The organism is Oceanobacillus saliphilus, from assembly GCF_023522835.1.
In the GTDB taxonomy this organism is placed as follows: Bacteria; Bacillota; Bacilli; order Bacillales; family Amphibacillaceae; genus Oceanobacillus; species Oceanobacillus saliphilus.
The window spans coordinates 229,288-253,434 of sequence record NZ_JALCZU010000005.1 but is presented as its reverse complement, the minus strand read 5'-3'; the positions used below and the strand labels follow the sequence as shown (position 1 = coordinate 253,434).

At 37.7% G+C, this 24,147-nt stretch carries 26 protein-coding genes and 6 tRNA genes; 5 read left to right on the top strand and 27 right to left on the bottom strand.

Annotation, left to right across the window (positions count from 1 at the left end; genetic code table 11):
* Positions 1 to 172: 172 nt before the first annotated feature.
* The 3 genes from MN204_RS10900 to MN204_RS10890 form a co-directional block, all read right to left on the bottom strand.
* Positions 173 to 1,138 (bottom strand): ROK family glucokinase, encoded by a 966-nt coding sequence (locus tag MN204_RS10900; RefSeq protein ID WP_249871098.1) that lies wholly within the window; start codon positions 1,136 to 1,138, stop codon positions 173 to 175.
* Positions 1,135 to 1,350 carry a YqgQ family protein gene (locus tag MN204_RS10895; RefSeq protein ID WP_249871097.1) on the bottom strand — a complete coding sequence of 72 codons (216 nt, stop codon included), beginning with the start codon at positions 1,348 to 1,350 and terminating at the stop codon, positions 1,135 to 1,137. The genes MN204_RS10900 and MN204_RS10895 overlap by 4 nt, the downstream gene beginning before the upstream one ends.
* A gap of 63 nt (positions 1,351 to 1,413) precedes the next feature.
* Positions 1,414 to 2,871, bottom strand: coding sequence for a spore germination protein (locus MN204_RS10890; protein ID WP_249871096.1), 1,458 nt, complete (start codon positions 2,869 to 2,871; stop codon positions 1,414 to 1,416).
* Between the two features lie 177 nt (positions 2,872 to 3,048).
* On the opposite strand from MN204_RS10890, the gene MN204_RS10885 reads away from it, so the two are divergent.
* Positions 3,049 to 3,915 carry a hypothetical protein gene (locus tag MN204_RS10885; protein ID WP_249871095.1) on the top strand — a complete coding sequence of 289 codons (867 nt, stop codon included), beginning with the start codon at positions 3,049 to 3,051 and terminating at the stop codon, positions 3,913 to 3,915.
* A gap of 43 nt (positions 3,916 to 3,958) precedes the next feature.
* On the opposite strand, the gene MN204_RS10880 is transcribed toward MN204_RS10885, so the two are convergent.
* The 4 genes from MN204_RS10880 to rpmG form a co-directional block, all read right to left on the bottom strand.
* Positions 3,959 to 5,500 (bottom strand): rhomboid family intramembrane serine protease, encoded by a 1,542-nt coding sequence (locus MN204_RS10880; protein WP_249871094.1) that lies wholly within the window; start codon positions 5,498 to 5,500, stop codon positions 3,959 to 3,961.
* Positions 5,501 to 5,590: 90 nt separating this feature from the next.
* Positions 5,591 to 5,785 carry a protein YqgO gene (gene yqgO, locus MN204_RS10875; RefSeq protein WP_249871093.1) on the bottom strand — a complete coding sequence of 65 codons (195 nt, stop codon included), beginning with the start codon at positions 5,783 to 5,785 and terminating at the stop codon, positions 5,591 to 5,593.
* A 66-nt stretch (positions 5,786 to 5,851) separates the two neighbouring features.
* The gene (locus tag MN204_RS10870; protein ID WP_249871092.1) at positions 5,852 to 6,415 is read right to left on the bottom strand and encodes a 5-formyltetrahydrofolate cyclo-ligase; all 564 of its coding nucleotides are present in this window, start codon (positions 6,413 to 6,415) and stop codon (positions 5,852 to 5,854) included.
* Positions 6,416 to 6,536: 121 nt separating this feature from the next.
* Positions 6,537 to 6,686 (bottom strand): 50S ribosomal protein L33, encoded by a 150-nt coding sequence (gene rpmG, locus MN204_RS10865; protein WP_067730425.1) that lies wholly within the window; start codon positions 6,684 to 6,686, stop codon positions 6,537 to 6,539.
* A gap of 180 nt (positions 6,687 to 6,866) precedes the next feature.
* Between rpmG and MN204_RS10860 the strand changes: the two genes are divergently transcribed.
* Together MN204_RS10860 and MN204_RS10855 are read left to right on the top strand one after the other, a co-directional pair.
* Positions 6,867 to 7,094: a hypothetical protein gene (locus MN204_RS10860; RefSeq protein WP_249871091.1), complete on the top strand. Its 228-nt coding sequence runs from the start codon at positions 6,867 to 6,869 to the stop codon at positions 7,092 to 7,094.
* A 25-nt stretch (positions 7,095 to 7,119) separates the two neighbouring features.
* Positions 7,120 to 7,695: a hypothetical protein gene (locus MN204_RS10855; RefSeq protein WP_249871090.1), complete on the top strand. Its 576-nt coding sequence runs from the start codon at positions 7,120 to 7,122 to the stop codon at positions 7,693 to 7,695.
* Positions 7,696 to 7,735: 40 nt separating this feature from the next.
* Here the strand turns inward: MN204_RS10855 and phoU are convergent, their stop codons facing one another.
* From phoU to MN204_RS10795, 12 genes are all read right to left on the bottom strand, one after another.
* On the bottom strand, positions 7,736 to 8,389 hold the full coding sequence (gene phoU, locus MN204_RS10850) for a phosphate signaling complex protein PhoU (protein ID WP_249871089.1): 654 nt from the start codon (positions 8,387 to 8,389) through the stop codon (positions 7,736 to 7,738).
* 168 nt (positions 8,390 to 8,557) lie between these two features.
* Positions 8,558 to 10,687, bottom strand: coding sequence for a peptidoglycan D,D-transpeptidase FtsI family protein (locus MN204_RS10845; RefSeq protein ID WP_249871088.1), 2,130 nt, complete (start codon positions 10,685 to 10,687; stop codon positions 8,558 to 8,560).
* Between the two features lie 64 nt (positions 10,688 to 10,751).
* Positions 10,752 to 12,023 carry an MFS transporter gene (locus tag MN204_RS10840; protein ID WP_249871087.1) on the bottom strand — a complete coding sequence of 424 codons (1,272 nt, stop codon included), beginning with the start codon at positions 12,021 to 12,023 and terminating at the stop codon, positions 10,752 to 10,754.
* A 99-nt stretch (positions 12,024 to 12,122) separates the two neighbouring features.
* The gene (locus MN204_RS10835; protein ID WP_249871086.1) at positions 12,123 to 12,734 is read right to left on the bottom strand and encodes a superoxide dismutase; all 612 of its coding nucleotides are present in this window, start codon (positions 12,732 to 12,734) and stop codon (positions 12,123 to 12,125) included.
* 160 nt (positions 12,735 to 12,894) lie between these two features.
* A tRNA-Phe gene (locus tag MN204_RS10830) sits at positions 12,895 to 12,967 on the bottom strand.
* Positions 12,968 to 13,056: 89 nt separating this feature from the next.
* A tRNA-Ser gene (locus tag MN204_RS10825) sits at positions 13,057 to 13,149 on the bottom strand.
* A 9-nt stretch (positions 13,150 to 13,158) separates the two neighbouring features.
* Positions 13,159 to 13,235 (bottom strand) — tRNA-Ile (locus tag MN204_RS10820).
* Between the two features lie 17 nt (positions 13,236 to 13,252).
* A tRNA-His gene (locus MN204_RS10815) sits at positions 13,253 to 13,328 on the bottom strand.
* A 17-nt stretch (positions 13,329 to 13,345) separates the two neighbouring features.
* A tRNA-Met gene (locus MN204_RS10810) sits at positions 13,346 to 13,422 on the bottom strand.
* Between the two features lies 1 nt (position 13,423).
* Positions 13,424 to 13,498, bottom strand: a tRNA-Asn gene (locus MN204_RS10805).
* Positions 13,499 to 13,879: 381 nt separating this feature from the next.
* On the bottom strand, positions 13,880 to 15,505 hold the full coding sequence (locus MN204_RS10800; RefSeq protein WP_249871085.1) for a Na/Pi cotransporter family protein: 1,626 nt from the start codon (positions 15,503 to 15,505) through the stop codon (positions 13,880 to 13,882).
* A gap of 237 nt (positions 15,506 to 15,742) precedes the next feature.
* A complete protein-coding gene (locus tag MN204_RS10795; protein ID WP_249871084.1) occupies positions 15,743 to 16,369 on the bottom strand; it encodes an NfeD family protein in 627 nt (208 codons plus the stop codon).
* A 72-nt stretch (positions 16,370 to 16,441) separates the two neighbouring features.
* On the opposite strand from MN204_RS10795, the gene yqfZ reads away from it, so the two are divergent.
* A complete protein-coding gene (gene yqfZ / locus MN204_RS10790; RefSeq protein WP_249871083.1) occupies positions 16,442 to 16,774 on the top strand; it encodes a protein YqfZ in 333 nt (110 codons plus the stop codon).
* 44 nt (positions 16,775 to 16,818) lie between these two features.
* Here the strand turns inward: yqfZ and MN204_RS10785 are convergent, their stop codons facing one another.
* Positions 16,819 to 17,199 carry a hypothetical protein gene (locus MN204_RS10785; protein WP_249871082.1) on the bottom strand — a complete coding sequence of 127 codons (381 nt, stop codon included), beginning with the start codon at positions 17,197 to 17,199 and terminating at the stop codon, positions 16,819 to 16,821.
* A 154-nt stretch (positions 17,200 to 17,353) separates the two neighbouring features.
* Between MN204_RS10785 and MN204_RS10780 the strand changes: the two genes are divergently transcribed.
* Entirely contained in the window at positions 17,354 to 17,638 is a 285-nt protein-coding gene (locus tag MN204_RS10780; RefSeq protein WP_249871081.1) for a DUF2624 domain-containing protein, read from the top strand.
* A gap of 36 nt (positions 17,639 to 17,674) precedes the next feature.
* Here MN204_RS10780 and MN204_RS10775 read toward each other — a convergent pair whose 3' ends face one another.
* The 7 genes from MN204_RS10775 to rpoD all read right to left on the bottom strand — a co-directional run bounded on the left by MN204_RS10775 (position 17,675) and on the right by rpoD (position 24,133).
* Positions 17,675 to 18,568: a deoxyribonuclease IV gene (locus MN204_RS10775; protein ID WP_249871080.1), complete on the bottom strand. Its 894-nt coding sequence runs from the start codon at positions 18,566 to 18,568 to the stop codon at positions 17,675 to 17,677.
* Between the two features lie 43 nt (positions 18,569 to 18,611).
* Positions 18,612 to 19,925, bottom strand: a complete 1,314-nt coding sequence (locus MN204_RS10770; RefSeq protein WP_249871079.1) for a DEAD/DEAH box helicase — start codon at positions 19,923 to 19,925, stop codon at positions 18,612 to 18,614.
* 22 nt (positions 19,926 to 19,947) lie between these two features.
* Entirely contained in the window at positions 19,948 to 21,066 is a 1,119-nt protein-coding gene (locus tag MN204_RS10765) for a Nif3-like dinuclear metal center hexameric protein (RefSeq protein WP_249871078.1), read from the bottom strand.
* Positions 21,044 to 21,772, bottom strand: a complete 729-nt coding sequence (locus MN204_RS10760) for a tRNA (adenine(22)-N(1))-methyltransferase (RefSeq protein ID WP_249871077.1) — start codon at positions 21,770 to 21,772, stop codon at positions 21,044 to 21,046. Before MN204_RS10760 ends, MN204_RS10765 begins: the two co-directional genes overlap by 23 nt.
* A 125-nt stretch (positions 21,773 to 21,897) precedes the next feature.
* Positions 21,898 to 22,281, bottom strand: a complete 384-nt coding sequence (gene cccA / locus MN204_RS10755; RefSeq protein WP_249871076.1) for a cytochrome c550 — start codon at positions 22,279 to 22,281, stop codon at positions 21,898 to 21,900.
* Between the two features lie 84 nt (positions 22,282 to 22,365).
* Entirely contained in the window at positions 22,366 to 22,920 is a 555-nt protein-coding gene (locus tag MN204_RS10750; RefSeq protein WP_249871075.1) for a hypothetical protein, read from the bottom strand.
* A gap of 97 nt (positions 22,921 to 23,017) precedes the next feature.
* Positions 23,018 to 24,133: an RNA polymerase sigma factor RpoD gene (gene rpoD, locus MN204_RS10745; protein WP_249871074.1), complete on the bottom strand. Its 1,116-nt coding sequence runs from the start codon at positions 24,131 to 24,133 to the stop codon at positions 23,018 to 23,020.
* Between the last annotated feature and the right edge of the window lie 14 nt (positions 24,134 to 24,147).

Genomic DNA, 24,147 nt, shown 5'->3' with positions numbered 1-24,147 from the left:
TTTTAGGCCATTGATAGCTACCCTATTCTTACCCTATTTAGTAAGAATGTAAACGTGTGTTTACAAAACCAGCTATAACATAAGACGTAACAGCCCATATAAAAGTTTCATTATTTTACAATATGTTAATAATTAAGTTTGGTAAAGTCCTATTTTACTAGAAATCGGATATTTAGGTCCTGTTCATTTTATCGAGGACTAAAAAAGCTCCACCGATAATTCCTGCATCATTTCCAAGCTGGGCTGCTTTTATTTCACATGCATCGACTACTCGAGGTAATGCATGTATTTCAAACGCTTTCCTAATTTCTTCAATCAGTTGATCACCAGCAGAAGAAACACCGCCTCCAATCAATACCCTTGATGGATTAATCATAACGCCCATATTGGCAATCACCTGGCCAAGTACATCTGCAGTTCTTTTAATGATACTATTCGATATGGAATCTCCATTTTTGGCCAATTCAAATACATCTTTTGAAGTGAGGCTCTTTTTCTTTCTGAACGTCTCTCCAAGAACACTGTCAGGAAACGCCGTTATTTTTTCCATCGCTTGACGTACGATTCCAGTAGCGGATGTAATGGTTTCTAAACATCCATTATTTCCGCAATTACATGCATAGCCATTCTCTTCCACTTTTAAATGACCCAGTTCTCCTGCCATGCCATTTTCACCGTTGAGGATGGAACCGTTGGCAATAATACCACCGCCAACACCAGTTCCCAGTGTAATTGCGATTAAGTTATCAGCCTGGTTACCTGCACCGATCCAGTTTTCCCCGAGTACAGCAATATTTGCATCATTTTCAACAAATACAGGTAAGCAGGATTTCTCTTTTAACGCGTTTGCCAAATCAAAGTCTTTCCAACCGATATTAACTGCTTCATAAACAAATCCCGATTCGGAATCAATAAAACCCGGTGCTCCTACTCCTATGCCGATAATGGAAGCTTTATTCACGTTTTTTAAAACCAATTTTTTACGTATGGAACTCCAAATATCTTCAACGATTGATGTACCACCATCTGATGTATCTGTTGGAATTTGCCATTTTTCAATTATTGTACCATTCGTTTTAATCATTCCGATTTTTACTGAAGTTCCGCCAATATCAATCCCTAGAAGTAATTCATTCATGAATTATTCTCTCCTTTTCCAGTAGACAGTCTATTTTTTTCGCTTTTAAGGATGAGTTTCGCCATTTGATAATCCCAAATTGCAATAAATTTCATTTCATAAAGTTCATTAATTTCCATTTCCATAAGATCAAGATCACCTATTCTGTCCCCAGTATAGATAAATGTTCCATATTTTTTTAATAATTGCCGGATGTCATATACTGACTTCATAAAATCACCATTCTCCATTATATCAAAAATAAAGGATTTTAGGAATATTAAACCCGGATCTGCTTAACGATCCGGGTCCTGTGGGTTTAAAAATGTTGGCCTTCGATTTTTTAATGGTATCGGTATGCGAACGAGTATGTCGCGAAAAGCTTTATATGAAAAAGGTATAAATGGCCAAAAATAAGGAATATGAAATGCTCTCATCTTTGTAAGATAAATAATCCAGATTGTAATTCCTACAACATAGCCAATTACACCAAAGGCAGCAGTAGTCAGCAGCAGGAAAATCCTGACGAGACGGTTAGCCATACTCATTTCATAGCTTGGTGTTGCATATGAACCAATGGCTGCCACGGCAAGATACAGAACTACTTCATTGGAGAACCATCCAACTTCAACCGATATTTGTCCGATCATAATAGCGGCCACTAATCCCAGGGCAGTGGCCAATGAAGAAGGTGTGTGTATGGCCGCCATTCGGAGCATATCCAGGCCTATTTCCGCAATTAGAAACTGGACAAGCAATGGAATAGTCCCCATTTCATTCGGACCGATAAACTCTAGTCCTCTGGGCAAAAGCTCCGGGTTAATCGATAGCAGATAGTATAGTGGCAGGACAAAAATGGAAAATAGTACTGCTATAAAACGCACCATTCTCAAATATGCGCCAACCATAGGCTTTTGCCTGTATTCTTCTGCATGCTGTAAATGGTGCCAAAAAGTGGAAGAAGTTATCATAACACTAGGAGATCCATCGATAATTACCAGGATATGTCCTTCATATAAATGTGCCGCTGCAGTATCTGGCCTTTCCGTATAACGGATGGAAGGATATGGGTTCCAATACCTGCTGCTTAAAAATTCTTCAATTGTTTTTTCTGCCATTGGCAATCCATCGGTATCAATTGCTTCCAGAATATGTTTAAGCTCTTCCACCCTTTCTCCATCTGCAATATCTTCCAGGTAGCAAATACATATATCTGTTTTCGACCTTCGTCCAATTTGCATGTATTCCATTCGTAATGATCTGTCACGAACCCTTCTTCTCGTTAATGCAGTATTAAAAACAATTGTTTCAACATAACCATCTCTTGAACCTCTTACAACGCGTTCCAAATCCGGTTCTTCTGAAGATCTAACTGGATATGTCCGTGCATCAATCATAATGATTTTATCGATACCATCTACGACAAGTGCAGTCGTACCAGCAAGCACAGCATCCACTGCCTTATTAAGATCTTCTTGCACATCAATTTCTATATAAGGGAGATAGGTCTTTAGCAGCTTTGTTAGTGGATCGGGTTTAAGGTGCTCAGGTTTCAGGTTTGCAAGAAATTTCATGAGCAAATGCATAATATCGTCTTTTGCAAAACCATCGATCATAAACATGGCCATATTTGTATCGGCATATTCCAAGTCCAATTTGATAATGTCGAAACTTTTATCTACTGCTAGACGATCGTTCATATAGGAGACGTTTTTTGGGTAGCTACTAAATAGTTTCTGCTCGTTATCATTCATCTGTATTCACCCGGTATTTTCTAAGGATATAGATAGTTTGTTACCGAGTAGATTTTCTATACCTCTGCCCTAACATATTTAAAAGGATAGACACATACATTTTATAAGACAAGTTAGTTAAAGAACGAAGGCGGGGTACGATTATACATTCTTTCCTGCCAAAAAGGGATGACATATATGAAAAAATGGCACGTATCATTGCTGATAGCATTTATATTCTTTATAGGAGTGGTGATTCTATTCAATCGTTCTTCGCCAACTTTTAGTTTCTTCCCGCTTGATCCGGAAAGTACGATGGAATATGCAACTACTTCTTTGACATTATTATCAGAGGAAGGGATCAATAAATACGAAGTCGACTGGAAAGTTGAATCTTTAAGCGATAAAAGCATGTATCTTAGACAGGATGTTTCCCTTCTATTCGATAATGGAATACTTCGTGGAGTAAGAAGTAAATGGGTTGAGAATACGAATAGGATCCTGTTTAATGAGAAAATCAGAAGCGAAGATTCCAGACATTTCCAAAGTATTTCCTTTCATCATGGTGAAAATCATTACAGTGAAGAAGACATTAGGAGTATTCAAATGATGTCATTCGATGAATTGTATGTCATTGACTCACCAACTACCCCAATAGCATCTTTTAAAGTTCCCAGTGATATGTATGAATCCGAGTGGAAAGAATTACTTGATCGAACATCTAGGCAGCAACTTCTCTTTCATTGGCATGAATTGCTTCATTACTTTAATATTTCAGTTGAAAATTATAGGACTGTACCTTTAGTGGATTTATATAAATATAACAATATACCACTTCCAAATCTGACTCAGGAACATACAACTCATGTAATTGGCAGACTGTGGGAAGGTCTGTATAAAAACTACATTATTCCTGCATCGGATCCACCAAACAGTAATTTGGACAGCTTTATTCCGCTTATTTTGATAGACAAAGAAGGAGGGCACTTAATTGTATTATTTGAACTGAATGGAAAGAAAGAGCAGCTCATTCAACGAATCCCAAGAACAGAGAGTGACAGTTGACCTGTAATTAGCATATTAGAAAAAAGCGCTGGTAGCAGCGCTTTTATTGTGTTTCACCTGTAATTTCTTCATATAAAGTTATAAATGCTTCATCATCGGGCTTCATATGATAAGCACTTGTTATCATTTCAGCAGCCTCTTCCACTTCTCCCCTATTATAATATAACAAAGCAAGATTGTAATATGCTTCCGGTAAAACAGGTTCAGACTCGATACTTCGCTCAAGGTCCATAATGGCAAGGTCAATTTCATTCAATTCTATATATGCATAAGCTCGCTGAAACAATAGTGCGCCTTCCATATCACCGTTCAGCTCCAAAGCCTCACCAGCAAGGCTAACGACTTCCTCGTAGCTATCCTCCATTAAAAGCTGCTCAATTTGCATTAATTGATAGGTTTGGCTGCTCAGATTGTTGTTTATTCCAAAAACTGCTAAACTTCCAATAAGCAACGCATATAGGAGAAAGGCAGGTACCTGCACCCTCGTACTTCCTTTATTCGGAAGATGAACAATAGCCGACCCTATAAAACCAGCCAGAAGTCCACCCATATGTGCTCCCATGTCAATTTGAGGCACCAAAAATCCCAAAGCAATATTGATAACTAGAATAATTAAAATGCTTTTTCCCATGGATTGAAGAAAAATACGCTTATAAACTAGCCCGAAGAAAAGCAATGCACCAAACAATCCGAATACGGCACCAGATGCCCCGGCTGAGACGCTGGTAGTAAAAGCGAAACTTGCCAGACCTCCCCCAATCCCAGCTAAGAAATAAATAACGAGAAATCGCCCTCTTCCATAAATCCGTTCCACGGCAGTACCTAAATAATAAATTGCGAGCATATTCATGAATAAATGCAGGAATCCAATATGGAGAAACATCGAGCTAATAATCCTCCACCATTCACCGTTCATGATATCAGGATTATATTTAGCCCCCATATCAATCAATGTTTCTATCGATGAACTTCCCCCGTTCATTTCAAGCATGATAAATAACAGAACATTTATGGCAATTAATAGATATGTGAAATAAGGCTTCCCAAATGAAAAGACATTTTGTACTTCTTGTCTCTTATTTTGCATTTCCTGTAACAAAGAGGCTTTATAGTTCCTTACTTTTGTCTCTTTTACATCCTCACTATAAAGAGGGTTAGGGTTCAGTGAAAGGTTCAAATCCTGCTCAAGCCTTCTCAATTCATTATGTGAATCCGCTTCATCCAAATAATATATTTTCATTTTTAAAGGATTTTTCTCTTTCAGTTGCATTGGCTTTTTTAATATTTCCCAGTCGTCTACTGGTGCATGTGAAGAAACATAGACATTGTATAATTCTATTCGTTTTCCGAGTATTAATTTTTTCATCGACTTTGATTTTTGGAACACTTGTGCGATATCTCTTTTTAAATGATTTTTCCAATCGAAGCCTTTCTGGACAAACCGAACGACTTGAGATGTTTTATTTTCATATTTTTCCAGCCATATTTCATTGGAATTTTCATCTATATGCAAAACATCAAAATGATTGTCGGTTACTAGACTGTGAGCAGCATGATATAGTTTATATTGTTCATCCAAATACATAAATTCACCTTCCCCTATTTATCATATCAGAACCTCTTTCGATTGCACATAAAAAAAGAAGCAGCAGTTAAGCCGCCGCCTCATGTTATTTTAATTAGTATGCGATTTAGTATTAAATAATTCCGGCAATAGTTTTTCTCGGAAAGATGGTATATTCATGGATGCCGATATCGCAAGCCTTCTAATCATTCCTACCGCAAGTATCGTATTCAACAACTTATATCGCCGTCTGTAAACCATCCAAACTGCGGAAAACATAACAAGCACTGCCAAAACTGTTCTCATCATAACACCCTCTTCAATTCGTTGTGTTATTAGTTATTTTCCTTAAGGCAGTTATTATACATTACATTAAATCGAAATGATTGCATTCTCAAGAATCAGATAGTTAACAGGGATGTCAAATTGCTCGACCGGTATGTAATCGACTAATTGATTTGCACTGCATAAAGATACACTTACATTTATGTAATCCGTTAGAAATCGATCATAGTAGCCACCACCGAAACCAATTCGATAACCATTCCGGTCAAAAATCAGTCCGGGAACGAGCAGAAGATCAATTGAATTCTTCTCTATCTGTTTCGTGACATCTGTTTTTGGTTCAAGCAGGTTGTAGTAAACTATTTCCAGTTGTTCAAACGATTCTAGTTCATAAAAGATAAGCTTCTTGTCGTTTGGGTAACATTTAGGTATACATACTTTCTTTTTTTGATCCCAAGCAGCTTCAATTATCGGTTTCGTTGACCATTCGAATCCCTGTGACATTGTTATTCCAATAGTGTCGGACATATTCCAGAGAGAAGATGATAACAGCTTATTGGTAAGCATGTTTTCAATTTCGAGCTTCTCATTCTCCTGTAAATCTTTCAGTGCTTGGATAGCATTCTCCCGCAGTTCTTTTTTAGTGGTCATGATAATCAGCCCCCTGCATATTAGAAAAAGTGGTATCAACAATCCTTTCCATGACAGATAGGAAATTCTGCAAATAAAAACCCTTACCTTTTATGATAAGAGTTTTTAAATGTAAATTCATTTATTTTGTTTCACGGTGCAATGTGTGTTTTTTTAAACGTGGTGAATATTTTTTAAGCTCAATACGTTCAGGATTCGTACGTTTATTTTTAGTAGTGATATAATTACGATCTCCAGTTTCGGTACAAGCTAAAGTAACATTTACGCGCATGTATTTTCCCTCCAAACTTTTAACAGCTAGCTTTATTATCAAATTCTGATTTCGTACAGACTTTTATTATAATAGCAGAGTTCGCATAACATTTCAAGAATCTATTGATAAAAAGTTAATGTTTTCTCACTCCCGAATCTATGTTATAACTATTAATGTACATTAAGGGAGGGAATATACATGTTAATCGCAATAATTACCATCATTATTGTTGCTGTTGTTCTTTTTGTTTTATCCTACTTTATGAATGATAGAATGGAAGAATTGGAAAATCAGCTTGAACAATTTTCCATTACAACGATGCAGGATACTTACCAAATGAAGAAGAAAATTAAAATTTTGGAGGAAGAGCTTATGCCTGAAGACATCTCACAGGATCTCCTTCCACAAAATGAAAAGCGTATTTAACTAAAAACCACAAAAGGAGTTAATTATGAAACATGCTATCCGTTCTTTTTCAATCGGATTATTGACAAGTGCAGTGATTATCCTAGTTGTTTTCTATTTAATTGGAAATCCGGTTCAGTCTGCTGAAGATATAGATCCGGAACAAATGATTCCATTAATAGAAAAGAAGGGCTATACTGTCCTCTCGCAAGAAGAATACATATCACTAAGTGTTAATAAAGCTACGATACAGGAAGAAGATAAACCAGATGATAACGTTTCTGGTGAAAAAACCGAAGAAGAAGATTCCGATGTAAAAACTGTAGAAGAACAAGACAATAAAACGTCTCCGGAAGAAACCGAGAACAAGCCAGAAGAAAAGGATGAACCTGCTGAAGAAGCCTCAGAAAAAAGTCCTGTCAGCTACACATTGACAATTAACCCGGGTATGGCCTCTTCTGATATTAGCTCTCTTCTTTCTGAAAACAATATTATCGAAAATGCATCCGAGTTTAATAATTATCTGGATGAACATGGGTACAGCCTTAAAGTCCAAATCGGGTCCTTTGATTTAACCAGTGATATGAGTTTCTATCAACTAGCGGAAAGAATATCAAATTAAAAAAATGGCAGTAGGAATAGCTCCCTGCTGCCATTTTTGATTAATTTAAATTGAAGTTTTCACCCTTTACCAAATAAAGAATGCTTTCCCCAACATTTGTTATATGATCTGCAAAACGTTCGAGATATCTCGCACAAAATGCAATTTGCATGACATATTGGATCTTATCTGGATGTGTTGCTGTCTCTCCAAGCAGTTCACTGACAATGGTTTTGTACAATCCATCGACCTCATCGTCCATGTCAGCAAGTTTTCTTGCAACTGATATATCCTCATATTTAAACGCCTGTGTAGCTGAATAGAGCATATCCTTGGTCATTTTATGCATTTTTTTAAGGTCTGCTGGAATTGCAGTAGGATTTTTCCCCAAATGAATGGTTGATTTTGCAATGTTTTTTGCATTGTCACCCATACGTTCAATATCCGTAAGAATCTTTATCGCCGTTATTACCCTTCTTAAATCGGTTGCAACAGGCTGCTGTTTGGCGATTAATAAAATTGTTTTGTCATTGATTTCCAGTTCTTTTCGATCAATTTTCTTATCGTTCTCAATAACTTGTCTAGCCAAATCTACATCTTGATTAAATAAGGCATCAATGGCCTCATCCAGGGCTTGCCCTGCAGCGTTGGCTAGTTTAATGATATCCTCATTTAATAAATCAAGTTCATTTTGAAATTGATTACGAGTTGCCATTTTATATTTCCCCCATTTATATGAATTTCTGAAAACAAATAGTCAGTATATGTAATTATATCTTATGTTTATTAAGCATGTGTAAATTTTATGTAATTTATATTTTTCAATAAAAGACTACCAACCTTTTTTATATGGATTGGTAGTCTTTTAGATTAACTTATATTCCTATGCTTCATTCTCTTCGTCATTGCTTTCTTCTTCTTCTTCCTCTTCTTCTTCCTCATTTACACTTGTCTGGTCTCTTTCTTTCTTCATATCGAAATATGCATCAAGGATTCGTTCGCCAATACGGTTATTAATGGAATAGTTATTGGATGTGCCTACGTGCGGTATAACGATTGCAAAAGCAACTTCCGGTTCATCAAAAGGCGCATAGCCGACAAGTGAGAGGCTGTAAGTATCAGCCAGTAATTCACCGTTTTCATAAATGGCAGTCTCTGCGGTACCGGTTTTACCAGCAGGCCTATAGTCCTTAGACCTGAAATAGTTGGCAGCTGTTCCCCCAGTATCCTGAAATACTTGTCGGAACCCTTCCTGCACGCGTTCAATATTACTTTGGCTCATCTGAATCCGATTTAATACTTCCGTGTTTATCGACCTGTGTAATGGACCGATTCCATCCATGGAAGCTTCTGGCTCACGGACCTCCTTCAGGAAATGTGGTCGGACCCTGTAACCATCATTCGCAATTGTTGCAATATATTGTGCAAGCTGCATCGTCGTATACGTATCGAATTGTCCAATTGCAAAGTCCATTAGATTACCGGCATCACGTGTGATGCCTCCATTGTAGCCTGTTGATTCATACGGAAAATCAATCCCGGTGCTTACCCCAAGACCGAATTGGTTAAAGTAATTTCGTAAATCTTGAAAGGCATTTGGATCGAAACTCGTTGTATTTCCATCCGGAAATGGATGACGGGTTTCTCCACCCATTCGCAGCGCGATGTAAAACATATAGACATTGGATGACCTTTTCAAAGCAGTTAAATCATCCACATACCCCATATTTGAGTACGACTTCTTTACTGGTGTACTTTGAATTCGAATCGGATTATCAAAAAACCTCTGGCCAGGTGTTATAACTCCTGACTCATAACCAGAAAGAACGGTTGCTCCTTTTACAGTGGATCCTGCTTCATGCGCATTTGACAGTGTCATAAAAGCAGCTTCATTATATTCGTTTTTGTCACGATCATAATGGATCCCGGACACAGCCAGAAGTTCTCCTGTGCGTGGATTCATTACAACAGCATATGCATTACTTAAATGACGATTTTCATATGGCTGCTGACTGATTGCGGACTGCAGCTCCTCCTGGACAATTTTATCCACTTCTTCCTGATAGTCCATATCGATTGTCAGGACAAGATCTTTTCCTCTTTCCCCTTGGACAATGGTTTCCGTGCCAACTACCGTACCACTTTTGGTTGTTGTGTACTGAATCTGCTCTTTTCTGCCACGAAGAAGGTCTTCATATTGCAGCTCCAATCCACTACGTCCGACACGGTCATTTCTGCTGTAGCCTTTTGTTAAATAGGCATCTTCTTCTCCAGCAGGAATCCCTTGATCCTGTGTGGAGATTGATCCAAGCAGGCTCGATAGAGTAGATCCATATGGGTAATCCCGATCCCAGTCTGTCGTTGCATTTATTCCTGGTAATTCATTCAAGTTCTCAGCTACAACTGCATACTCTTTTGCAGTGACATTGTCATTTTTAACAATTTGTGGCGTTAGAGAGTATGCTTTATCAAGTTCCCGTTTGATCGCAATTACTTCCATTTCCTGTTTGCTAAAATCACTGATTTCTTCCTCTGTGATCAAATCAAGCGTCTCATTATAAACTTCTGCATTGCTCATTCCTTCTTTTTGTTCTTCAGAAAGCCTGCTGTCCGCTCTATCTTTATTTTTTAAATACCAATACTCTTTTTTGTTTCTTTCCGTGACTCGTTTGAGTGTATCTTCATCATCCATGGAAATGTACTCCGCCAGTTTTTCGGCTACCTTAAGCCGATCTTCTGCCTGTACTCCTTTAGGTGGTGTGTAGGTAATGGAATACATCGCTTCATTATCTACAACCAGATTTCCATTCCGATCATATATTTTACCCCGTGGTACAGGGATTTTGGTTGTATCCAAATTTGTTCTCTCAATCTCCTGCTGAAAATCTTCCCCATTAAGGATTTGAACGACACCTAGTTGAAGAATTAATACGGAAAACAATAAAAATACAACAAAGAACAATATATTAATTCGAAAGGGAAGCTGGGCTTTCTTTTTCTTCTTTTTCTTCATCTATTCTCCCCCAATACGATGGCAAATTACTATTATGTGAACCACATAATTGATTTTACCATATTCATCGGTTTTTTTCGTCTGTAATTTGTTCTTTTAACATAACTTCTTTCTTTTTTGAACTTCCTAAATATATATTTCGCACAAAAAAATAAATAAAGATATGTCCAGCACCCATCACAGCTAGTAAAATTGGAATGATACGCTCAGCTTCGAAAAAATAGACTCCGGCAAGAAATATTAGGATGGATAGGATTCTTCCGCAATTCAGATACAGTTCTCTAACTACAATGTATTCCACGCGCATATCTCCAGCTTTCCATGCTTTTCCGATTACATCGAATGTAAGGGATACATAAGGTACATTTATAACAGGATAAGCTATTCCGATGACAACCGCATAGATCATCAATAAAAAGTAATTAATTTCAAAAAGAATAATGAAAATGGAAAAATACAACAATAATGCACCGAACAGGATAGCCTTCTTTCTCATGTTTGGTTTAATGAACTTTGTAGCTACCATATAGAAAATCACGGATAGTCCCGAAAGAAACATATTGAATGTTCCTAGTGCAAGCTCACTTTTTGTTACGAGAAAAACCCAAATAGCAATTACAAATGCGAATATTCCTTCCCGCAATCCCTGGAACACATGTGCGTGAAGAATTCTTTTCCAGTTTCTGTTACGATGCCTTTCTTGCAGAATTCTTCTGAAGTGAAATAATCCTTCAGCACCTCGTCGTTTTAACAGAAAACTTGCCCCTACTGCACATGCAAATAAAAAGAATGATATCGCAAAAATAACCGAGTAACCGACATTTGCTGCCATTTTTGCAATAATAATACCAGCCAACAAAGGTCCTGTCATCCCACCCAAAGATTGCAATATACCGAGAAATCCATTAAAAAAGTCCCTTGTTTCCGGTTCTGTTATTTCAAAAGTTAATACATTAAATGCCAGCCAGTAGAATCCATAACCGATTCCGAGCAGACTGCCAAGCATAAAATTAAAAGTCGCTGCATTGTCTCCAATAATAAGTACACTTAAAAAGAATAGTGATAGAAAAAACACTCCTAGTCTCAAGACGATAATCCTGTCGACTTTCTTAGCTAATCGACCGGCAAGAATAAAGGTAATCGTCTGAAATATCGCAATGGCTAAATTATATATTGCGATGGTGATATAATCACCGGATTGTTTCCACAAATAAATATTAACAAATGTATTTGACAGAAATATCCCCGCTGAATATAATCCACCGATCAAAAGTAAAATTAGCAAATCCCGATTACTATCCATTTTACTACGAAAAAAGTTCACTATTTTTTGCATCATATACTACTCCTTTGCATCTCTATTAGTGTGAGCGAAGGAGTCCTATCTATACAAAAAAACACACGGAATTTATCCGTGTGTTTAAAAGATCTTTATTTATTTAGCTTCCGTATAGTTTTTAGCAACTTCTTCCCAGTTTACAACATTCCAAAATGCAGAGATATAATCCGGGCGTTTATTTTGGTAGTTAAGGTAATATGCATGCTCCCATACATCAAGGCCTAACAATGGCGTTTTTCCATCCATTAAAGGTGAATCCTGGTTAGGAGTACTTGTTACTTCAAGCTCCCCATTGTTAAGTGCAAGCCATGCCCATCCTGAGCCAAAACGTCCAGTAGCAGCCGCTGCAAACTCTTCTTTGAACTTGTCTAGGCTTCCGAATTTCTCATTGATTTTATCAGCTAATTCCCCAGTTGGTTCTCCACCACCATTTGGTGATAAAACTTTCCAGAATAGACTGTGGTTAGCATGTCCCCCACCATTGTTACGAACGGCAGTACGGGCACTTTCCGGAACGGCATCCAAGTTGCTGATCAGTTCTTCTATAGATTTTTCCTGAAGCCCAGCCTGTCCTTCCAATGCATCATTTAATTTGGTAACATACGTGTTGTGGTGCTTCGTATGGTGGATGTTCATCGTTTCTTTGTCGATTGTTGGTTCCAATGCATCATATGCATAAGGTAATTCGGGTAATTCAAATTTCGCCATAATTAAAGTTCCTCCTCAAATAAAATGATATAAAGGATTGTAAACCCTCTATATCAAAGGTTATCAAAGCTTCATAATACTTGCAAATTTTATGCTTATATTTTCCAATGTTTTAAAAATCGTATTAAAAAAACAAGCAGTATCTGCTTGTTTTTTTAAGTGGCTCGGGACGGAATCGAACCGCCGACACAAGGATTTTCAGTCCTCTGCTCTACCGACTGAGCTACCAAGCCATATTAAGTTTTGTTTTTTAGTTCAATCATATGCTGAAGTTTGGAAATCTGAGTTTGTTATCTCATCTCAGGTAACCATACAATGAAAATGGAGGAGGTAGAGGGATTCGAACCCCCGCGCGGTTTGACCCGCCTGTCGGTTTTCAAGACCGATCCCTTCAGCCGGACTTGGGTATACCTCCGAGTTTTTATGGTGGACCCTGCAGGACTCGAACCTGCGACCGATCGGTTATGAGCCGATAGCTCTAACCAACTGAGCTAAGGGTCCTTTTCATTTTAAATAAATGGGGCGACCGGTGGGGATCGAACCCACGCATGCCGGAACCACAATCCGGTGTGTTAACCACTTCACCACGATCGCCATATTATTATTTAAATTGGTAGCGGCGGAGGGGATCGAACCCCCGACCTCACGGGTATGAACCGTACGCTCTCGCCAGCTGAGCTACACCGCCATGGCTCCACAGGTAGGATTCGAACCTACGACCGATCGGTTAACAGCCGATTGCTCTACCACTGAGCTACTGTGGAATAATGATATGATAAACATCGTTATGGACGAATAAATCAGAATTTTATTTGATAACAACGTTATTTAATTTATCATGTTCAAGTTAATCTGTCAATCATTTTTTTTGCACATTCGCAAAACTTTTTATGTAATGTTTTTTGGAGACCGCAATATTTATAATAGCATGCTCCATTTCTTATTTCAAGATATAAATTAAAAAAGTTGTAGATAATTGTAAAAAAACCGTCCAACCTTCAATGAAAAGAACGTAAGCGCAAGCGGACTCCCACCCTGAGCAACTAGCCTACAGGAAGTGGTCAGTTCGGCATTATCACATCCTGTGGCAACGCCGAACTTCCTCTTTGTTTGGGTAATCAGGCCCCCGCGCTTTTGTTCACTGATTATTCCCCGAGTACGGACTCTGCAATGTTAACTGCATGATCTCCAATACGTTCGAGATTACTGATAATATCGACAAAAACGATACCGGCAGAACCGCTGCAAAGTCCTTCATTCATTCGAATGATATGTTTCTTGCGGAATTGACGCTCCATTTTATCGATTTGGTCCTCTTTTTGTACTACCTCTAATGCCGCTTCACGTTCCATTTTATCAAGCGATTCTACGGCTTGTTTTACCGTTAAAAGTGTCAAATCGAACATATTGTTGAGATCTTCCATTGCACCTTCAGTTAACACGACTTTATTTGAGATTTTATAGTCGGTTAATTCAATGATATTTTCGAAATGATCTCCAATGCGTTCAATATCACGCACGGAATCCATTAAGGATGTGTGTTTAGCACTTTCAGCTTCAGACAGGGAGCCGGATGAAATGTCTATAAGATAGTCTGTAATCTTACGGTCAAGATTATTTATTGCTCCTTCAATTTGGAGAGCCATTTCAGAGTGCTTTGGACTTTTTGTCGTCACATACAAATGAGAAGCTTCTAATCCTTTATGTGCATATTCACCCATGCGAATTATTTCTGCTTTTGCTTGATCCAATGCCAATGCAGATGATTGTTGAATGAATATCGGGTCTAAATGCTTCGGTTTATATTCAATAATTGTATCTTCGCCAGGAATCAGTTTTGTGACGAACCACGCAAGTGCCCCTATAAATGGAAACTGTATGATTGTGTTCATGATATTAAAGGAACCATGTGCAAAGGCGATTGTCATTTCTTCATTCAAAGCGAATTGAGTTTGTAGAAAAGCAACCCATTGTGTAAATATCCCCAAGAATAATAGGACGATTGTCGTTCCAACCACATTGAAAACAACATGTGTTGCGGCCGCTCTTTTTGCTGCTACAGAAGCGCCTAATGATGCAAGCACTGCCGTGATGGTCGTACCAATATTATCACCAAATAATACCGGAAGGGCTGCATCTAAAGCAATTGCACCTTGACCATATAAAGATTGAAGAACTCCTATTGTCGCACTGGAACTTTGAACGATCAGTGTAAATACAGTACCGATTACGACACCCAATATTGGATTTGCACTCATGCTTACAGTTAATTCGTGAAAGGCTTCCAGACTTCGTAATGGATACATACCACTGCTCATCAATTCCAATCCAAGGAACAGCGCCCCAAAACCAAATACTGTCTGTCCAATATTTCCTACTTTTGGATGTTTAAAGAAGAAAATAAGGAAGCTACCAACAGCAATGATTGGAAGTGCATAGGCACCAATATCAATACCAATGATAAATGCAGTTACCGTAGTACCTATATTTGCCCCCATAATAACACCAATTGCTTGTCTGAATGTCATAAATCCTGCATTAACCAGCCCAATCGTTAAAACGGTTGTACCTGTACTGGTCTGAAGTAAGATTGTTACGACAATACCTGCGAGGACACCCATAAAAGGGTTACTCGTAAATTTATTCAAAATATCTCTTAATCGGTCACCTGCTATTTTCTGCAGTCCATCTCCCATAAATTTAATACCAATCAGGAAAATACCTAAACCGCCAATAAATTCAAAAATCAATTGTTGGATATCGAGTTCCATTATAAATCCGCCCTTCAGTTATGTTGAATCGTGTCGTTTTCACACCCTACCCATTATTAATGATTTGTTAACCACTTGTAAAGGATTTACGCGAAAATTTACATTAAATTTACAAAGCATTTTAATCCCTATTTATTAACTACCCATCTACGTTATATTTCATTCAAATTATCACTATTCGGGCAAATAAAAAAACAATTCACACTTTCTGTGAATTGCCTTTTTCTATATAATATATTAAATCTTTTCAACCAATATTTTTGTTCCGTCCACCTGGACGACCTTAACTTTACTCCCTTTCCCTACCCATTGGCCATCTGATATGGCACTATAATCCTTGTTGTTTATTTTAACAGTTCCTACAGGCCGAAGATCATTTAGGGTAATGCCTTCCTGCCCCACTAATTTCTCATAATTTTTATTAATGGAATTATAGCCTGCCTCTGTTGTCAATTGATCTTTTAGAGTAATTTTCGTCCATATATCTCGTTTCTTAAACACTTTAAGAAAGAAAAACGAAGCACCGGTACCAACTAGAACCCCTAATACTGAATATAACCCTGAAGTGAAGTCAGGAGCCGCCAGAGCTACCGCTGCGAGCATTGCTGCAAGACCCAGGGTTGCGAGGGTACCATCATTCGTAACCTTCCCATCGATTATAATAAGTAATAATCCCACAAAATATATAATAAGCATAAGTAAGAAAGAACCTGTTTGAACATAGGCTGCAAAATATACAGTTATAAATCCAATACCAAGCAAACCAAAAAATCCCCTCATATTAACAAGAACTTCGCCGATTAAAAATAATGTACCAAGAAAGGTAATAACAAAACCAATCCATTGTAATTCAAAGATATCCATCCATTTTCCTCCTTCACTATTTAGTAATACGTTCACGTCATGTAAATGGTTTCATCCAAAAGGAGAAAACATATGTATACAATAAAAAAACTATCACTTTATATATTCATTATATTGCTCTTATTCACTTTTTATCAAGATATTATCCTCAGTCGTACTTCTTCTAACCCACAAAAGACAAATGAGGTAATTGTAAACCATAGTGATGCATACACAATCGCACATATAAAGATTCTTCCTGGCGATACTGTTCTGTCCATTACTGAATCAATAAATTCTGAAGATCTGTATGAGATGGATCTGCAAAAAATTTTAGATCATTTTGCACAACTTAATCCTACAACTGATCCATACGAATTGAAACCATATACGTTTTATTATTTTCCTGTTTATCATTCTGATTAATAGCATAAAAAGAGGCTGAATAAATTCAGCCTCTAATTTGGAACCTATACAAATGGGAATATAAAGAGTGAAATCAATATTGAAATTGCACCAGCTGCTATTGCAATGTTACCCAACATATCGGCTCCACGGCTTCTGGAAACAAATCCCAAAATTATTCCTGCTGCTCCAAGAACGATTGGCCACATGAAGAAAGATATAACAGAAACAGCAATGGCTATCCAGCCATACATTGTTGTTACCTCACCATTGTCTCTTTCACGCTTTCTAGGCTCATAGTCGTCTGCAGTCATCTCTTGCGCATATTCTTCATCTCTTGCGCTGTCTGGTTCTATACCAATATAATCCTGATGTGTTGCACGGTCTCCATGCTGATGTGGGGGAACCTGTGCATTCGTATTTTTTTCTCTTCTGAATTCATCCATATTCAAGACCTCCTTATTCATTATTGAGGTGCGTTTATAGTTTATGGAAAGATTCGTGGATTACTGATGTTATATTCTGGAATGCAGAAGTAACACGACACTATTTTTATAAGGCTGCATATAATAAAACGTAACTTACAAAGGGGAATCAGTGATGTCTATCTTTATTAAAGAAATGGTAAAAAATAAACTTAAAAACCTAAGGCCAAGTGAATTGCTGCAGTACAGCAGGCAATATGGATTTCAAATTACAGAAAAGCAGGCACGGGAAATAACGGACTATCTTCGGGTAAATTCTCCAGACCCATTTGATGCAAATACACGGCACGAAATGTTGAAACAACTTGCAGCCATTACGGATAAGGAAACTGCGCTGCAAACCCAAAAATTATTTGATGAAATCATAAATTCTTATGGATTGGGTTATTTATTCCATTAAAAATGGGAATAACATTGTTTGTTATTCCCATTTAGATTATGATTGGATAATCTGTTCTTGCAGGTTCTCGATAAAAGTTCCATTTTTAACCATATCGATTTCGAATTTATATGGTGCCTTCTTGTTTTTTTTATCCGTTCCTACGTATGGTGTTTCCAATATTTTAGGTGAATTCTGCAATTGCGGATGATGAACAACATAATGTAGAGCTTTGAATCCAATATGGCCGAATCCAATGTTCTCATGGCGATCTTTATGAGCTCCGCGTTCATTTTTACTGTCATTGACATGAATTACTTTAATCCTATCCACACCAATAAGCTTATCAAATTCATTTAATACGCCATCAAAATCGTTAACGATATCATAACCTGCATCATGGATATGACATGTATCCATACATACAGACAGATTTTCATTGTGTGTAACCCCATCAATAATTTTCGCTAATTCCTCAAAATTTCGTCCGACTTCCGATCCTTTACCAGCCATTGTTTCAAGAGCTATCTGTACGTCGCTGTCTTTCTCGAGCACTTCATTTAAACCTTCAATAATTTTTCTGATTCCTGCCTCTGCACCTTCCCCAACATGTGATCCTGGGTGAAGAACAATCTGCCTCGCGCCTATTGCTTGCGTACGATCAATTTCATTTCGTAAAAAATTCACACCTAATTCAAATGTTTCCGGTTTAACTGAATTTCCAATATTAATAATATAGGGGGCATGAACGATTATATCTGAAATACCATTCAGTTCCATATGTTCACGACCAGCTATTATATTCAGTTCTTCTATTGGTTTTCTTCTCGTGTTTTGTGGCGCACCGGTATAAATCATAAACGTATTGGCCCCATATGACAAAGCTTCCTCACTGGAACCAAGCAGCATTTTCTTTCCATTCATTGATACATGTGATCCTAGTTTCAACAATCTCTACACCTCTCCTATAGCAATACATTACTTTATCTTATCTCTATTTGCTGAATTTTGATTTCTTGTTGAGTTTTCGTTTAATCGATTCCTGCTGTCTTTTCATTTTCTTTTTGTATCCAGGTTTGACTTTTTTTGCTCTAGGAACATGTTTCCAAGCTTCTCTTTCATTATCTGTCGTTGTTTTGGTGCGCAAATGACGTTCGTTCCAAGGCTTAGCTTCTTGCCATTCACCATTTTTAATTTCTACATATGTGAAGGACAATCCCTTTTTCTCGAGTTTACTAACTAATTGAAGATCGTCTTCATCATATAAACTGATGGCAGTACCTTCCATCCCTGCTCTTGCCGTTCTGCCAACACGGTGAATATAAAATTCTTCTTCTTTTGGTATTTGGGCATTGATTACATGGCTGACCCCTTTAATATCAATTCCTCTTGCCGCCAGGTCAGTAGCTACCACATATTGATAACGAAGGTTTAGAATTTCTTTAAGTACCCGCTTACGCTCTCTGGGCGTGAGACCTCCATGTATCAATCCAACATCCAAACCCCTTTCTTGTAGAGATTCAGCTAATTCATTTGCCAATTTTTTACCATTTGTAAAAATGATGGCAATATATGGTTGAATCACTTTGGATATATCAAAGATAATATCCGCATCATTTCGGTGTTTGCGGGCGATTAGTCGATGTTCCATCGTTTCAGGGGAAAAATGCTCTTCTATCTTTACATAGATAGGATTTTCCAAATACTTCTTGAAAAAATGCTCTAGCCTTTGTGGAATGGTGGCTGAGAATACCATTAGTTGAATATCTTTTTTAGACCTTACGAGCAGTTGGTCCACCTCATTAATAAAGCCGAGATCAAGCATTAAATCTGCTTCATCTATGACAAATGCATTGGCTGAAAAAATAGATAAGGCGTCCTCTTTAACAAGGTCCAGAATTCTTCCAGGTGTTCCGACAATGATGTGAGGAGGTGTTTTTAACTTATCTATCATTTTCTGTTTATCTGTACCACCAACAAGCAATTTCGCAATCCATTTTCCATCTTTTTCAGCATAATGAATCATTTTTCGTACTTCATCATGTATCTGTGTTGCCAATTCCCTTGTTGGAGCAGTGATTACAAATTGGACCTCCTGCTTTGTACTGTCAATTTTGTTAAATAATGGAAGTAGGTAGGCATGGGTTTTACCTGACCCTGTTCTTGATTGTCCAATGACACTTTGTCCCTTAAGTATGGATGGAATCACTTTTTCCTGTATTTCTGTTGGCTTTTTAAAACCAAGTCTTCCAACAATATCCTGCAATAGTGGATGAAATGCGAAATGGTCGAAATTATTATTTCTCATATAAGCAATACTCCTTTTTCATTTACATAAATTTGAATGGTTCCGTGTTCGTTTCAGAAATGATTATTTCCATTTTTTCCTGTTTAAACTGTCGATTTAAATATTCCTTTGTGGCTTTTTTCATCACTTTCTCAACATAGTGACCTGGATCTATTACGGATAGGCCCATTTGTTCGGCTTCCTGTGCAATATGGAATGACATGTCCCCTGTTATATAGACATCTGCACCCTTTTGCTTTGCAATTTGGATGTATTTTTCCCCACTACCTCCAAGTACAGCAATTTTACTTACCTTTCTATCAAGGTTACCTGTAAGCCGAAGTGCGGGAACATCCAAAACCTTTTTCACATGGCCGCATAATTCTCTAAGTTCCATAGGCGCTTTTAATGTTCCTATTCTCCCGATACCATAGCTTTTCCCCTCACTAATAACGGGATATATATCGTAGGCTACTTCTTCATAAGGATGGGCATCTATCATATGATGGATAGTGTTCTGAAGATTGGACTGCTGAACGATGGTTTCCATTTTAATCTCATTTACATATTCAAGTTCGTTTTCCGATCCGATATATGGGTTAGCCCCCTCCAGAGGTTTGAAAGTGCCTTGTCCCTTAGACTGAAATGTACAATGACTGTAATTCCCAATATGACCTGCACCACTTTTACTGAGTGCTTCTCTTACTTCTTCTACATGGGTCTGGGGCACATAGACAGCTAGTTTATATCGTTTTTCATTCGTGGTTTCAACTAGGACTTCTCTTGATTCTATACCCAACAAATCACTCAGTATATCGTTCACACCCCCATCTGCAGCATCCAGATTTGTGTGGGAAGCATAGACTGTAATCCCGTTGCGTATCAATTTTTGAATAATTTTCCCATGAGCAGTATCTATATTAACCTGTTTCATCGGTTTAAACAATAATGGATGGTGCGCAATGATAAGACCTGCTCCTTTATCAATTGCTTCATCTACAACCGATTCCGTTACATCCAACGTGACGAGTATTTTTTTGACAGGCGTTTGATATGACCCAATCTGTAATCCCACGTTATCCCAATCATAGGCTAAACGTTTAGGAGCCCAATTTTCCATAGCTGTAAAAATATCCGAGTTATTCAGGACCTTCGTGTTCATCCTTCAATACCTCCTCTATCCAATTCAGTTCCTTTTCAAAGCTATTTATTTTTTCTTGTTCCGGTAAATTTGCGTTCTTCATGTGAGTAATTACCTTGGTTCGTTTTTCATGCTCCAGTTTCCACTTTTCGAGAAAAACAGCAGACTTATTTTGTAATAATAATGGACCGAATAGTAATTCTTTATCAAGTGCATCTTCTGAATAAAGGGTATTAGGTTCTTCTTTATCTGCAACAAGAACTTCATAAATATGACCGTTTTCTTCTAGAATAGCTTCATTCGTTAATGTATAATCGTTCTCGAGAAACCATCTTCTAATATTTCTAGCATCTACATTAGGCTGTGCAATAATTCGCTGCACCGCAGACAATTTTGTTTTACCTTCTTCTAAAATGGTTTTAATTAAAGAACCACCCATTCCGGCAATAACTACATGATCAACTTCTTTATCCTTGAGTATTTTCAATCCATTACCAAGCCTTACTTCTACTCGATCATGGAGTTCATAGTTGCTAACCGATGTTTTTGCACTGTTAAAAGGTCCCTCTTTAACTTCTCCAGCTATTGCTTTCGCAGTAGGATCTTTGAGGCAGACATAACAGGGCAAATAGGCATGATCGGAGCCAATATCTGCAAAATATGCTCCTTCGGAAATATAGGTAGACACTTTTAATAATCGATTTGAGAGTTTTGGTTTGTTAATCATCATGATCTCCTTTTTGAAAACGGAAATGCCTAATCCTTTAATAGCAAAAGTCTTAAGCGCTAAAAAAGAAAAGCTCTCTGTTTTCGCAGAAAGCTTGTCTTTATTTCACATTATACATATTAAGATTATTGTTGTTCACTAAGCCACTCTGAAAGAGCTGATAGTTCTTCTCCAGCAACTTGGCTTTGTGCAGGCATAGCACCAATTCCATTTTGAACAATGTCAGCAATCTCATCTGCAGAATACTGGGAACCAACCTGAGTCAATTCTGGACCTGCTCCTCCAGATAAATCAGCACCATGACAAGCGGCACAGTTAGCCTGATAAACAGCATCTGCATCTCCACCAGCTGTTTCACCTTCTTGTGTTTGTTCAGTTTGTTCTCCGCCGCCATCTTGAGCCTGCTGAATGTCTGCACGCTGATTGATTCCAACGAATGAAATGATTACTACTGTAAGTACCCCTAAAACCGCAATAATTGCATATGGTACAACTGCGTTTTTTCTCATTTTGTTTCCTCCTTATGTAATCCCCATAATAAATCTATAAAAGACTATATATAGTTTACTCGAAATTTGATTAATTTTAAAGGATTAAGATGTTAAATATTTTAAAATAATATAAAATGAAGTAAATAGGATGCATAATATACTTACTGTCTTCAGAATTCCATGCTTTTTGTCTATGCTGATGAACAGCCATAATATAAAATTCGATAGTATCGTCCCAGATTGAATAATGGTGCTGGCTGTTAAAACAATACTGCCTGTAGTAGTAAGCAATAACAGGAGCAGTAAAGAAATGTATAATGGAAAATGATGAAAGTGAATTTCCCTTTTACGACAGTATAAAAAGACCCACACCGAATAAATCCAAAAAAATGATAAAATACCAAGTTGCAAAAGTGAATTAAATTCAGTAAAATATACTACGAGGAATGAAAACGGTATCATGGTTACCGTTAAAATAAAATGGATTCCAACTGCCTGTGTCCATTGATTACTGGACTTTACAGGAACGGATTCATTAATATCTTCCCCATTCGTATATAGAGCCAAAAGATAATCACAATAGGCTTCAGGAAGCATCCTGTGTTCTTTCCAGTATTTTATTTCATTGATTATGATAGCGGTTCTCTCAGCCGCCATTATGTTTCACCCCAATACAGGATGGATTATAAGCTACTTCAGTAAAGTATAATAGGGAAAGCCATTATTCACATATATGTGAATAATGACCCATCTATCAATCCAAAAAGTCTTTTAGTCGTTTACTGCGACTTGGATGTCTCAGTTTACGAAGTGCCTTTGCTTCAATTTGACGGATACGTTCTCTCGTAACGCCAAATACTTTTCCGACTTCTTCAAGCGTTCTTGTTCGACCATCATCGAGGCCAAAACGAAGGCGCAATACATTCTCTTCCCGATCTGTAAGAGTATCCAATACATCTTCAAGCTGTTCTTTAAGCAACTCGTACGCAGCATGATCAGATGGCGAAACAGCCTCCTGGTCTTCAATGAAATCTCCGAGGTGGGAATCATCTTCCTCTCCAATTGGGGTTTCAAGTGAGACTGGCTCCTGTGCTATCTTTAGAATATCCCGAACTTTTTCTGGGCTTAATTCCATTTCTTCACCGATTTCTTCTGGTGTAGGTTCACGTCCAAGATCCTGTAGTAATGATCGCTGTACCCGAATAAGTTTGTTTATGGTTTCCACCATGTGAACAGGAATACGGATTGTTCTGGCCTGATCGGCAATGGCACGGGTTATTGCCTGCCTAATCCACCAGGTTGCATACGTACTGAATTTAAATCCTTTACGGTAATCGAATTTTTCGACTGCCTTGATGAGCCCCATATTCCCTTCCTGAATTAAATCAAGGAAAAGCATGCCACGGCCAACATATCTTTTAGCGATACTTACGACGAGACGCAAGTTAGCCTCAGCAAGACGACGTTTGGCTTCCTCATCCCCTTCTTCAATACGAGAGGCCAATTCAATTTCCTCTGCAGCCGATAATAAATTCACTCGCCCTATCTCTTTCAAATACATTCTGACGGGATCATTTATTTTAATGCCTAATGGTACACTTAAATCATTAAGATTAAATTCTTCTTCCTTTGCAATTTTTTGCATATTGGGGTCATCTTCCGACTCACCTATTACGTCCACACCTTGTTCTTCCAGGTACTCATAAAATTCATCCATTTGGTCGGATTCAATTTCAAAATTGGATAAACGGTCAGCCACCTCTTCATAGGCTAATGTACCACGTTTCTTACCCATTTCAACCAATTTTTCCTTTGCCTGTTCAAGTGTTAACTCACTATCTTTTATTTGCGAAGGCTTATTTTCGTCCATGAGTCCCCCTCCTT

Coding starts and splice junctions, on each gene's coding strand:
- MN204_RS10900 (WP_249871098.1), bottom strand. CDS start 1,138: ATGAATGAATTACTTCTAGGGATTGATATTGGCGGAACTTCAGTAAAA.
- MN204_RS10895 (WP_249871097.1), bottom strand. CDS start 1,350: ATGAAGTCAGTATATGACATCCGGCAATTATTAAAAAAATATGGAACA.
- MN204_RS10890 (WP_249871096.1), bottom strand. CDS start 2,871: ATGAATGATAACGAGCAGAAACTATTTAGTAGCTACCCAAAAAACGTC.
- MN204_RS10885 (WP_249871095.1), top strand. CDS start 3,049: ATGAAAAAATGGCACGTATCATTGCTGATAGCATTTATATTCTTTATA.
- MN204_RS10880 (WP_249871094.1), bottom strand. CDS start 5,500: ATGTATTTGGATGAACAATATAAACTATATCATGCTGCTCACAGTCTA.
- yqgO (WP_249871093.1), bottom strand. CDS start 5,785: ATGAGAACAGTTTTGGCAGTGCTTGTTATGTTTTCCGCAGTTTGGATG.
- MN204_RS10870 (WP_249871092.1), bottom strand. CDS start 6,415: ATGACCACTAAAAAAGAACTGCGGGAGAATGCTATCCAAGCACTGAAA.
- rpmG (WP_067730425.1), bottom strand. CDS start 6,686: ATGCGCGTAAATGTTACTTTAGCTTGTACCGAAACTGGAGATCGTAAT.
- MN204_RS10860 (WP_249871091.1), top strand. CDS start 6,867: ATGTTAATCGCAATAATTACCATCATTATTGTTGCTGTTGTTCTTTTT.
- MN204_RS10855 (WP_249871090.1), top strand. CDS start 7,120: ATGAAACATGCTATCCGTTCTTTTTCAATCGGATTATTGACAAGTGCA.
- phoU (WP_249871089.1), bottom strand. CDS start 8,389: ATGGCAACTCGTAATCAATTTCAAAATGAACTTGATTTATTAAATGAG.
- MN204_RS10845 (WP_249871088.1), bottom strand. CDS start 10,687: ATGAAGAAAAAGAAGAAAAAGAAAGCCCAGCTTCCCTTTCGAATTAAT.
- MN204_RS10840 (WP_249871087.1), bottom strand. CDS start 12,023: ATGCAAAAAATAGTGAACTTTTTTCGTAGTAAAATGGATAGTAATCGG.
- MN204_RS10835 (WP_249871086.1), bottom strand. CDS start 12,734: ATGGCGAAATTTGAATTACCCGAATTACCTTATGCATATGATGCATTG.
- MN204_RS10800 (WP_249871085.1), bottom strand. CDS start 15,505: ATGGAACTCGATATCCAACAATTGATTTTTGAATTTATTGGCGGTTTA.
- MN204_RS10795 (WP_249871084.1), bottom strand. CDS start 16,369: ATGGATATCTTTGAATTACAATGGATTGGTTTTGTTATTACCTTTCTT.
- yqfZ (WP_249871083.1), top strand. CDS start 16,442: ATGTATACAATAAAAAAACTATCACTTTATATATTCATTATATTGCTC.
- MN204_RS10785 (WP_249871082.1), bottom strand. CDS start 17,199: ATGGATGAATTCAGAAGAGAAAAAAATACGAATGCACAGGTTCCCCCA.
- MN204_RS10780 (WP_249871081.1), top strand. CDS start 17,354: ATGTCTATCTTTATTAAAGAAATGGTAAAAAATAAACTTAAAAACCTA.
- MN204_RS10770 (WP_249871079.1), bottom strand. CDS start 19,925: ATGAGAAATAATAATTTCGACCATTTCGCATTTCATCCACTATTGCAG.
- MN204_RS10765 (WP_249871078.1), bottom strand. CDS start 21,066: ATGAACACGAAGGTCCTGAATAACTCGGATATTTTTACAGCTATGGAA.
- MN204_RS10760 (WP_249871077.1), bottom strand. CDS start 21,772: ATGATTAACAAACCAAAACTCTCAAATCGATTATTAAAAGTGTCTACC.
- cccA (WP_249871076.1), bottom strand. CDS start 22,281: ATGAGAAAAAACGCAGTTGTACCATATGCAATTATTGCGGTTTTAGGG.
- MN204_RS10750 (WP_249871075.1), bottom strand. CDS start 22,920: ATGGCGGCTGAGAGAACCGCTATCATAATCAATGAAATAAAATACTGG.
- rpoD (WP_249871074.1), bottom strand. CDS start 24,133: ATGGACGAAAATAAGCCTTCGCAAATAAAAGATAGTGAGTTAACACTT.